9 protein-coding genes and 1 pseudogene are annotated in these 9,125 nt (G+C 69.9%); 5 read left to right on the top strand and 5 right to left on the bottom strand.

Features of this window, described 5'->3' with window-relative positions; translation table 11 throughout:
- A pseudogene (locus tag D7X74_RS35530) lies at positions 1-293 on the top strand (hypothetical protein); the annotation flags it as partial.
- A gap of 22 nt (positions 294-315) precedes the next feature.
- On the top strand, positions 316-516 hold the full coding sequence (locus D7X74_RS42790; protein WP_120585582.1) for a hypothetical protein: 201 nt from the start codon (positions 316-318) through the stop codon (positions 514-516).
- A 46-nt stretch (positions 517-562) separates the two neighbouring features.
- Here the strand turns inward: D7X74_RS42790 and D7X74_RS35525 are convergent, their stop codons facing one another.
- Positions 563-1,222: an SCO family protein gene (locus D7X74_RS35525; protein ID WP_120537434.1), complete on the bottom strand. Its 660-nt coding sequence runs from the start codon at positions 1,220-1,222 to the stop codon at positions 563-565.
- Between the two features lie 16 nt (positions 1,223-1,238).
- Positions 1,239-1,925: a hypothetical protein gene (locus tag D7X74_RS35520; RefSeq protein ID WP_147446798.1), complete on the bottom strand. Its 687-nt coding sequence runs from the start codon at positions 1,923-1,925 to the stop codon at positions 1,239-1,241.
- A gap of 163 nt (positions 1,926-2,088) precedes the next feature.
- On the opposite strand from D7X74_RS35520, the gene D7X74_RS35515 reads away from it, so the two are divergent.
- From D7X74_RS35515 to D7X74_RS35505, 3 genes are all read left to right on the top strand, one after another.
- A complete protein-coding gene (locus tag D7X74_RS35515; protein ID WP_120537432.1) occupies positions 2,089-2,514 on the top strand; it encodes a FixH family protein in 426 nt (141 codons plus the stop codon).
- A gap of 191 nt (positions 2,515-2,705) precedes the next feature.
- Complete coding sequence (locus tag D7X74_RS35510) at positions 2,706-3,218, top strand: hypothetical protein (RefSeq protein WP_233595916.1); 513 nt, start codon at positions 2,706-2,708, stop codon at positions 3,216-3,218.
- A 4-nt stretch (positions 3,219-3,222) separates the two neighbouring features.
- Positions 3,223-3,717, top strand: a complete 495-nt coding sequence (locus tag D7X74_RS35505) for an SMI1/KNR4 family protein (RefSeq protein ID WP_120537430.1) — start codon at positions 3,223-3,225, stop codon at positions 3,715-3,717.
- Positions 3,718-3,744: 27 nt separating this feature from the next.
- On the opposite strand, the gene D7X74_RS35500 is transcribed toward D7X74_RS35505, so the two are convergent.
- The 3 genes from D7X74_RS35500 to xdhB form a co-directional block, all read right to left on the bottom strand.
- Complete coding sequence (locus tag D7X74_RS35500) at positions 3,745-4,893, bottom strand: methanobactin export MATE transporter MbnM (RefSeq protein ID WP_120537429.1); 1,149 nt, start codon at positions 4,891-4,893, stop codon at positions 3,745-3,747.
- 11 nt (positions 4,894-4,904) lie between these two features.
- The gene (locus D7X74_RS35495) at positions 4,905-5,762 is read right to left on the bottom strand and encodes an MbnP family copper-binding protein (RefSeq protein WP_120537428.1); all 858 of its coding nucleotides are present in this window, start codon (positions 5,760-5,762) and stop codon (positions 4,905-4,907) included.
- A gap of 84 nt (positions 5,763-5,846) precedes the next feature.
- Positions 5,847-9,125 (bottom strand): xanthine dehydrogenase molybdopterin binding subunit (gene xdhB / locus D7X74_RS35490; RefSeq protein ID WP_120537427.1); only part of this gene is annotated, 3,279 nt, incomplete at its 5' end.

The raw sequence follows: 9,125 nt of genomic DNA, 5'->3' as shown, positions 1-9,125 counted from the left end.
GGACGGGGACGGGCGGGGGAGGACACAACCACGACACGGACGCGGGCACGGCGCCCACGGAGAACCCGGCCCCGTCGCTCTTCCTGCTGCCCACGCGGCTTCCGGGCTGGAACCAGTACACGGTGGAGGAGCACGTGCATGACCTCACCGTGTTCAAGGACGCGCTCATCGTCTGGTCCGGCACGCAGGCGTACAGCTTCAACCCCGTGACGCAGGCGCTCATCGAGAAGGAGCCCGGCACCCAGCCGTTGACGGAGATCCATCCGGGCACGGTCATCTGGGTGAAGTACTAACGCGGCCCGGGACACAGCGACCATGCGCCACTGGCTCTTCGTGATGGTTGTCGGGGTTCTCGCCGCCTGTTCGGACAAGCCCCCGGTCTCGTCTCCACCCGTCGACGCGGGCTCCTCGAACACTGACGCGGGCGTGACGCCCTCCGGCGTGGAACGCCCCGGGACGTTGGAGCGTCCTCCGGGGGATCGGCTGCCGGAGGACCTGAAGCCTCCCGCGCGGTAGCGGTCAAGGGCGTGGGCCCCGCGAGGCCGGAGGGTTGTCGCGGGGCTCAGTCCCGGGCGTGGGCGAGGACTTCCGCGTCGTGGAGCAGGGCCTCCATGCCGGTGTCGTCGCCCGTGACCTTGTAGTAGCCGCGAAGCTGTCCCCGAGCGTCCACGAGGACGAAGTGCTCACCGTGGAAGATGCTGAAGAAGTCGTCATCGCCCGCGTCGGCGTCGCGGCCCATCATCACGCGGAAGCCCTCCAGCACCGTCGTCTCCACCTGCTCCAGCGGTCCGGTGAGCAGCGACCACGTGGCCGTGTCGATGTGGTGGTCGCGAGCGTAGGCGGTCAGTCGCTCCGGGGTGTCGTGGCGGGGATCCACGCTGAAGGACACGAGGCGCAGGTCCAGGCCCCGGGCTCGTGCCTGTCGCTGCACCCGCAGCATCCGTTCGGTGAGCAGCGGGCAGACGGTGGGGCAGCGGGTGAAGAAGAAATCCGCGACGACGAGGTGGCCCTTCAGGTCGGCGTCGGAGAAGGGGCGCCCGGTCTGGTCGGTGAGCTCGAAGCGCGGGAGCGACCCGTGCACGGGGAGGTTCGCGGCGGCGGCCTGGGCGCGCTTGCGTTGAAGCCACGGCACAGCGCCGGTCAGGAGCGCCGCGCAGGGCAGGGCGACGAGCGCGGCCCGGAGCCAGATGCGCCGTGAGGAGGGGACAGGCGAGGGTCGCATCGGGAGGAGGCCTCGTTCAGGGGGCTTGCGTGGTGAGGGTCGCGATGACCGCGATGGGGCCGCAGGTGAGGAGGCAGCCCGCGTCCTCCACCAGCCGTCCGGCGGCGGTCGTGTCGTGGATCAGGTCGTAGAACCCGCGCACGCCTCCGGCCTGATCCACCAGCACCCAGGCGGTCCAGGCCTGCTCCCGCGTGAAGACGTCATCCGGTAGGACGGCCTGGCCCAGGCGTCGCGCGGAGGACTCCAGCTCCGCGCCGTCCCACAATCGCCGCCATCCGTGGGAAGGCGGCGAAGGGTCGGAGGGAGGGACGGGGCGTGACTCCACGAGGACGACCTGGAGCGGCACGCCCAGGACCTTCAGACGGGCCTGGATGCCGGGCAGGGATTCAAAGTGGCGTGCTCCCGCGCCCTCCGGACCGGACGCGAACTGGAGCAGGGACAGGTGTCCGCGGAGCTGCCTCGTGTCAAAGGGCGCGCCCTGATCATCCCGGAGCGTGAAGGGCGGAAGCTGGCCATACAGCGGTGGTGGCGGCGTGGACGTCAGGGGATGTGCTGTCGTGTCCTGCGAGTCCGGCCGGGCGAAGTCCAGCACCAGCACGATGGCCCCGCATGACAGCGCGCACACGGTGAGGCCCATGGCTCCCAGCGCGGCGAACACCCAGGTGGGCGCGGAAGCCTTCGTCCGTGCAGGGGAAGCGGTCATGGCGAAGCGCACCCTGTGGCACGCGGCGCTCGCGTGCGATGCGGCACGTTGTCGCGGGCCCCGTGCGTACCGGGGGCCGCGACAACATGTCGCGGTGCCGGCGTGCGCGCTTCCGTTACGGGAAAGGAAGACCGGCGCGGATCCGCGCCGCCACGAAGGGCGGATGACGATGCTTGTGTTGTGGATGCTGCTGCTGGGCGCGGTGCCTCCCGCGCCAATGATTGGAAGTGACGCGGGGACGGTGAACACGGAACTGCTGGTGGGGACCGCGACCAGTGCGTCCGGACGACTGCGCGTGGAGGTCCGCTCGTCCGCCACGTCGCTCAAACGCGGCGTTCAGGTCTTCCGCGTGCGGGTGACGGAGGTGGCCTCCGGGAAGCCGATGCCGCGAGGAACGCTGACCGTCCAACCCTGGATGCCCGCGATGGGTCACGGCATTTCCGACACACCCCGCATCACCGAGCGCGGGCCCGGCGACTTCGAGGTATCGGAGTTGGACCTGTTCATGCCGGGGGCCTGGGAACTGCGCTTCACGCTGAAGGACACCGTGGAAGACACGGCGGTCATCACCTTCAAGCTGGGACGTTGATTCGGCTGGCGAACCCGGCATGCGCGCGGACGACCTGTCGGAACCGCACGGTACGGTGCGTGCCTATGACAACCACGAACAACACGTCCGCCAGACGTTGGGTTGCAGTCCTATCCCTCGTGCTGGTCACCGCGTGCGCAGAGGGCGCAATGACCGCTGCTGGCGGCTTCCGAAAGTGGGTGGGGCCAGAGGTGCGAGTTCCTGGCGGCGGGAACTTCCGCACGGTCATCTATTACGGCCCCTGGCAGTGCAGCCCCAACATCATGAACTACTGCCGCGACAAGTGCGCAGGAGAAGGGTACGCCCTCCAGGGCTGCATCTGGCTCGCGGATGTAAAGATGGACTTCACGGGCGACATCGTGCGGGCCGGGAGCCGGTTCGGCATGGCGCACTGTTGTTGCAACTACGCTCCGCTTTCAATTGGGGCGACGCAGAACGCGCGCGACCGTTGGAATAACAGCCGCGCGGGGTTCCGCGAGCGATGGGCGGAGCGGTTCGGCGAGTGGCCGAAGGAGGCCAATGGGGACCCGTATCAGGGGCACCACATCCGCGATCTCAAGCATGGAGGCAACCCCACCGACTGGGACAACATCATCCCGTTCCCCAAGGACCTCCACGGCGACCTGCTGACGCCCTATAACCAGTGCTACGCGAACGAGCCCCCTTGGACGAGCGCCGGGGGCAGCTACCCCTACGGAGAGTAGCCCCATGACGATGTCCGCCCTGCTCGAAGAGGTTTCGCGCCTCCACCACGCACATCCACCTGCGACGCCTGGGCAAATCGAAGCTTTCGAGCAATGCATGGGATGGCGCCTGGATCCGGACCTTCGCGCCTTCTACCTGCACTGCGATGGGGCCGAACTCTTCGGCCAGTGGAGCGCTGAACACCGTCGCGTCATCGATCCGGCATTCCGATTCTTCCCGCTGGCGATGATCCAGCGCGCGCGGGTGGTCATGCTCAAGGACGACTCCGACAAGGCCGGACCCGCATCGTGGTACGCGGCGTGCGAAGTCCGGGACAGCAACTACATCCTCGTGGACGTCAGCGAGCCGCATGACGGCCGTTATCCCGTCATCGACGGCTATCGGGAGGGATTCCCGGATCCGTACTACTGCCGCCGCATCGCGGGTTCGTTCGGGGAGTTCCTGGCGGGCGCGTTGGCCTCGAACGAACGGTGGTTCTGGCTCAAGACCGAGGAATGACAATCCAGGCGCGGCTCATGCTCCGGCTCACGGCACCACGGCCGGATCCGCGAAGCGTGGGTCGTGCAGGAACTCCGTGTCCGTGAGCGTCTCCAGGAACGCGATGACGTCCGCCTTCTCCGCGGGCGTCAGCGTGAAGCCGCGCACGAAGGGGCTCTGGAGCGGACTCGCCGCGCCTCCATTCATCGCCCGTGCACGCCCTCCCGCCGCGTAGTGGTCCAGCACCTCGGAGAGCGTGGCGATGCTGCCGTCGTGCATGTACGGCGCGGTGATGGCCACGTTGCGCAGGGACGGTGCTTTGAATCGCCCCATGTCTTCCGCGCGGCCCGTCAGTTCGATGAGGCCTGGATCCGTGGCCGGGAACGCGCCCTGGCCGTCCTCATTGTAGAGGCCCGTGTTGTGGTACGGCAGGATGGGCTCCGGCGTGGCTTCGTGCGCGGTGGCGTCCTGGAAGTTGAAGCCGGAGTGACAGTGGTCGCACTCCATGCGCTCCGACAGGAACAACTCCAGCCCCCGCTTGGCCGCCGGACTCAGTGCCTGCACATCGCCCCCGAAGAGGTAGCGATCATACGGCGCCGTGCCGGAGATGATGGAGCGCTCGAACGAGGACAGCGCTCGCGTCAGCGTGGCCAGCGACACGGGCGTCGCTTCTCCAGGAAACGCCTCCGCGAATCGCGCCGACAGCGCCGCGTCCTCCCGCAGCCTCGCGAGCAACGCCTCCTGCTGATCCGCGTTGCCCAATTCCACCGGCTCCGTACCGAACAGCGGCGTCAGCGCCTGCGACTCCAGCGTGGTGAGCGCCGGGTTCGCCCAGGTGAGGCTCGTCGCGTACGCCACGTTGGCCAGGCCCTGCCCGTTGCGGCGGTGCGTCTGGCCGGTGCTGCCCACCGAGTGCACGCGCCCATCGGTGAAGGCGCGCGCCTGCTCGTGACACGAGCCGCAGGACTGCGTGCCGTTGAGCGACAGGCGCTTGTCGTAGAAGAGGCTCCGGCCCAACTGCACCTTCGCCTCCGTCATCGGGTTGTCCTCGGGCACGCGCGGCGTGGGAAAGCCCGCGGGCAGCTTCCAGTCGTACGGCGCGGGGCCGTCCGGTGGAAGCTCCGGATCCGTGCAGCCGGTGGCCAGCAGCGCCACCGTCGCCAGACACTTCCACGGTTGCCATCGTCGTCGTGCCACGGCGGGAGCTCCTATTCGGCCCGGATGAAGGACTGCGCGGCGGGGTTCGCGGCCTGCGCTCCGAACCCGAGCCCCAGCCGCTCGAAGAGCGGCGCGCAGTCGCTGTCCGCCTGCGACGACATGCAGCCCTCGGCCGTGCCCGTCGCGTTCGTGTCCAGGTTGGAGCCGGAGAAGAACGCGCCCAGGTCCATCACCACCTTGCCCGTCTCCAGGTTGAAGCCGTCCAGCTTCACCTCCGGACGGTTGTTGTTCGTGCAGCCCGCGGTGCCGCTCGTCTGGCCCTCCGGCGGAGGCGCGCAGTCGGTGCTGCCCAGGTGCATGACGTGGCCCTGGGTCAGGCCCGGCGTGCGGCCCTCGATGCGCGTGAACAGGTAACCGGAGCGCCAGCTCCAGAACAGGCCGGTGTCATTCAGCGGCGCGGGCGCCGTGGACACGTCGCCGTGGTTCAGCGTCTCCGGCACCCCCAGCGTGAAGCGCACGCCGTGGTAGTCGTCGCCCAGCGGCACCGTGCCCTTGATGGACGTGTTCATGCCTTCCGTGCCCTGGGTGCACAGGCCGTCCTTGTTGGCGAAGTCCAGCAGCACCACGCCGTTGCTCTGCCAGTTGCTGTCTTCCAGCTCGACAGGCACTTCCTGCCCGTCCGCGGTGAGCAGCCTCACGTCGTGCACGTAGACGCGGAAGTCCATGGGCTCGTAGGTCGTCTTCGACGCCCCGACGTTCGTGTAGGTGCTGCCGCACGCGAAGGGCTCCGTGCCCACGAACGCGACGACGGGGATCTCCACCTCCCGCCGGCGTTCCTCCTTCTCACAGCCAACGACACCCAGGAGGGCCAGCGGAAGGAGGACGCGGGAGCGGAGCACGGAGGTCATGGGAATCTTCCTTGAAAGGTCCTTCCCCTCTAACGCACCGACCGCCTGGACATGCCGTGGCATGTTGCCGCACCCGCGCCCCCGCTACGCCACCTCGCGCGCTTCGTCCGGAACCAGAACACCGGCCCCCCGCGCACGCCGCTTCTGGATGGCGAGGAAGAGCGCCTCGTGCGTCGCGGGCGAGGGCAGATCCACCTCTCCGCCCGGTTGTCCGAATGCCGCCACCGCGTCGCGCAGCGCCTCGCGCACGGACAGGGCCAGCATCAGCGGCGGCTCGCCCACGGCCTTGCTGCCGTGGATGACGCCCTGCTGCTCCGCCCGCTCCAGGAACCTCACGCGCAGGTCGATGGGCGCGTCGCTGAACGCCGGCACCGCGTAGGTGCTGGCCGAGTGCGTCAGCAGCCGCCCCTTGCCGTCCCAGCGCAGCTCCTCGCCGGTGAGCCAGCCCACGCCCTGCACGAAGCCGCCCTCCACCTGTCCCCGGTCCACGCCGGGGTTGAGCGAGTCGCCCACGTCCTCCAGCAGGTCGGAGCGCACCACGCGCTTCATGCCCGTGTCGCCGTCCACCTCCACCTCGCTCACCGACGCGCCGTAGGCGAAGTAGAGGAAGGGGCGCCCCCGGCCCGCCACCCGGTCGTAGCCGATGCCCGGCGTGCGGTAGTAGCCCGTGACGGACATGCCCACGCGTTCGCGGTAGGCCTCCTCCACCACGTCCGCGAAGGGCAGGCCCAGCTCCGGCCGCGACGCCGCCGCGATGACGCCATCCCGGAACAGCAGCGCGTCCGGGGACACCGCCTGCCCGTGCAACTGGATGAGCATCCGCGCGGCCACCGGCGCCAGCCGCTCGCGCAGGGTGATGCACGCCTCACGCACCGCCGCGCCGTTGAGGTCCGAGCCGCTGGAGGCCGCCGTCGCGGACGTGTTGGGCACCTTGTCCGTCGCCGTCTGCGCCACGCGCACGCGGTCCGCGGACAGGCCCAGCTCGCGCATGGCCACACCCTGAATCTTGGTGTGCAACCCCTGGCCCATCTCCGTGCCGCCGTGCGACAGCAGCACGGAGCCGTCGCGGTACACGTGCACCAGCGCGCCCGCCTGGTTGAGGAAGGTGGCGGTGAAGGAGATGCCGAACTTCATCGGCGTAATGGCGAGCCCGCGCTTGATGCGGGGGCTCTTCGCGTTGAAGGCATCCACCTGCGCGCGGCGCTTCGCGAAGTCGGAGGACTCCAGCAGGTCGTTCCACAGCTTGGGCAGCCGGTTGTCCTCCAGCTCCTGGCCGTAGTGCGTGGTGTTGGTGTCGCCAACGCCGTCGTAGAGGTTGCGCTGCCGCACGGCCTCCGGCGCCAGTCCCAGCACGCGCGCGATGCGGCCCAGGATGTCCTCCATCACCAGCATGCCCTGCGGCCCGCCGAAGCCCCGGAACGCGGTGTTGGAGACGAGGTGCGTCTTCGCCACGCGGCCGGAGTAGCGCACCGACGGGACGTAGTAGCCGTTGTCCAGGTGGAAGAGGGCGCGGTCGGTGATGGACTCGGACAGGTCCAGGGACCAGCCGCCGTTGGACACGAGGTCCGCGCTCAACGCGAGCAGCCGGCCCGTGGCGTCGAAGCCCACCTCCCACCGTGCGTGGAACGGGTGGCGCTTGCCGGTGACGGCCATGTCCACGTCCCGATCCATCATCCACTTCACCGGCCGGCCCGTGAGCACCGCCGCCAGCGCCACCAGCGCGGCGGGCGCGTTGCCCTGCGTCTCCTTGCCACCGAAGCCGCCGCCCATGCGCGGCGCCTTCACCACGACGCGGCTTCGGGGCACGTGCAGCACGTGCGCGATGACCGCCTGCACCTCCGACGGGTGCTGGGTGGAGGACGTCACGGTGACGTCGCCGTCCTCGCCGGCCTCCGCGAAGGCGGCGTGCGTCTCCAGGTAGAAGTGCTCCTGGCCGCCCATCTCGATTTCACCGCCCAGCCGGTGCGGGCTGGACGCGAGCGCGCGGTCCACGTCGCCCCGGCGGATGACGTGCGGCTCGGTGTGGTAGCTGCCCTGCGCGCGGGCCTCGTCCAGCGTGAGCACCGCCGGCAGCGGCTCGTAGTCCACCACCACCTGGCGGGCGCCCTCGCGGCAGGCCTCGGGGGTTTCACCGATGACGAGCGCCACCACCTGCGCGTGGAAGAGGACCTCGTCCTTCGCGAGCAGCGGCTCGTCGTGGCGGATGGGCCCGGTGTCGTTCATGCCCGGGATGTCCTCCGCGAGGAGCACCTTCACCACGCCGGGCACCTTCAACGCGGCGCTGGCGTCGCGGCGGAGGATGCGCGCGTGCGCGTGCGGCGACAGCACCGGCCACACCGTCAGCATGGGACGGCGCTGCGCCAGGTCATCCACGTACTGCGCGCCGCCCGTCACGTGGCCCAGCGCGCTCTCGTGGCGCAGCTCGCGTCCCGCGTCCGCCGTGGCGGAGGGCTCGCCGGTGATGAAGCGGGGCCGCGCGTCCAGCACGGGGCTGTGCTCGCCGGAAGCGAACTTCTCCAGCAGCGACACCACCAGCCCGCGCCGGTAGTCCGCGCTGCCGCGCAGGTCGCTGATGGGCGTGAACTCCGCCGCGAGCGTCGTCCGGACGCGCGCCACTGCCTCGGCGTTCCAGGGGTGGCCCACGAGCAGCGCCTCGGTCTTGAGCGCGCGCACCGGCGTGGCCGCCACGCCGCCGTAGCCCAGCCTCGCGGTGCGCACGATGCCCAGCGCGTCCGTTTCGATGCAGAAGCCCGCAGCGACGATGCTGATGTCCAGCTCGCGGCGCTTGGACACCTTGAAGCTGTCCGAGTGGCGCTTCACTCCGCTGTCCTTCCCCGGCGCGTGGGGAATGACGATGAAGCGGACGACCTCATCCGGCCGGAGCGCCGTCTTGCGGTAGGCGAGGAAGAAGTCGGACAGCGCAATCGTCCGCTCCCCGCGCGCGGAGGCGAGCACCAGCTTCGCGTCCAGTGCGAGCAGCACCGGCGCCAGATCCCCGATGGGGGACGCCGTCACGAGGTTTCCCGACAGCGTGGCGCGGTGGCGGATCTGCCGCGAGGCGAAGACGTTGAGCATCTTCGCGACCTCCGGCACTTCGGCACCCAGCGCGTCCTCCACGTCCACCAGCGACGCGGCGCCGCCCACGTACCAGCCGTCCGCTTCCCGGCGGATGGCGCGCAGCGACTCCACGCCTTCCGTGGAGATGAGGAAGGGGTAGCGGCGCGACTTCTTGGTGATGTCCACGCCCAGCTCCGTGGCGCCGGCCACGAGCATCGCCTCCGGGTGCAGGGCCCTGAGCGCGAGCAGGTCCTCGAAGGTGCAGGGGCGCAGGAACAGGCCGTCCCGGGCCTCGTAGCGCAGGGG

It is taken from the genome of Corallococcus sp. CA047B (assembly GCF_003612065.1).
GTDB classification, from domain to species: domain Bacteria; phylum Myxococcota; class Myxococcia; order Myxococcales; family Myxococcaceae; genus Corallococcus; species Corallococcus praedator.
The sequence above is the reverse complement of the archived record's forward strand: the minus strand, read 5'-3'. Positions and strand labels throughout refer to the sequence as shown.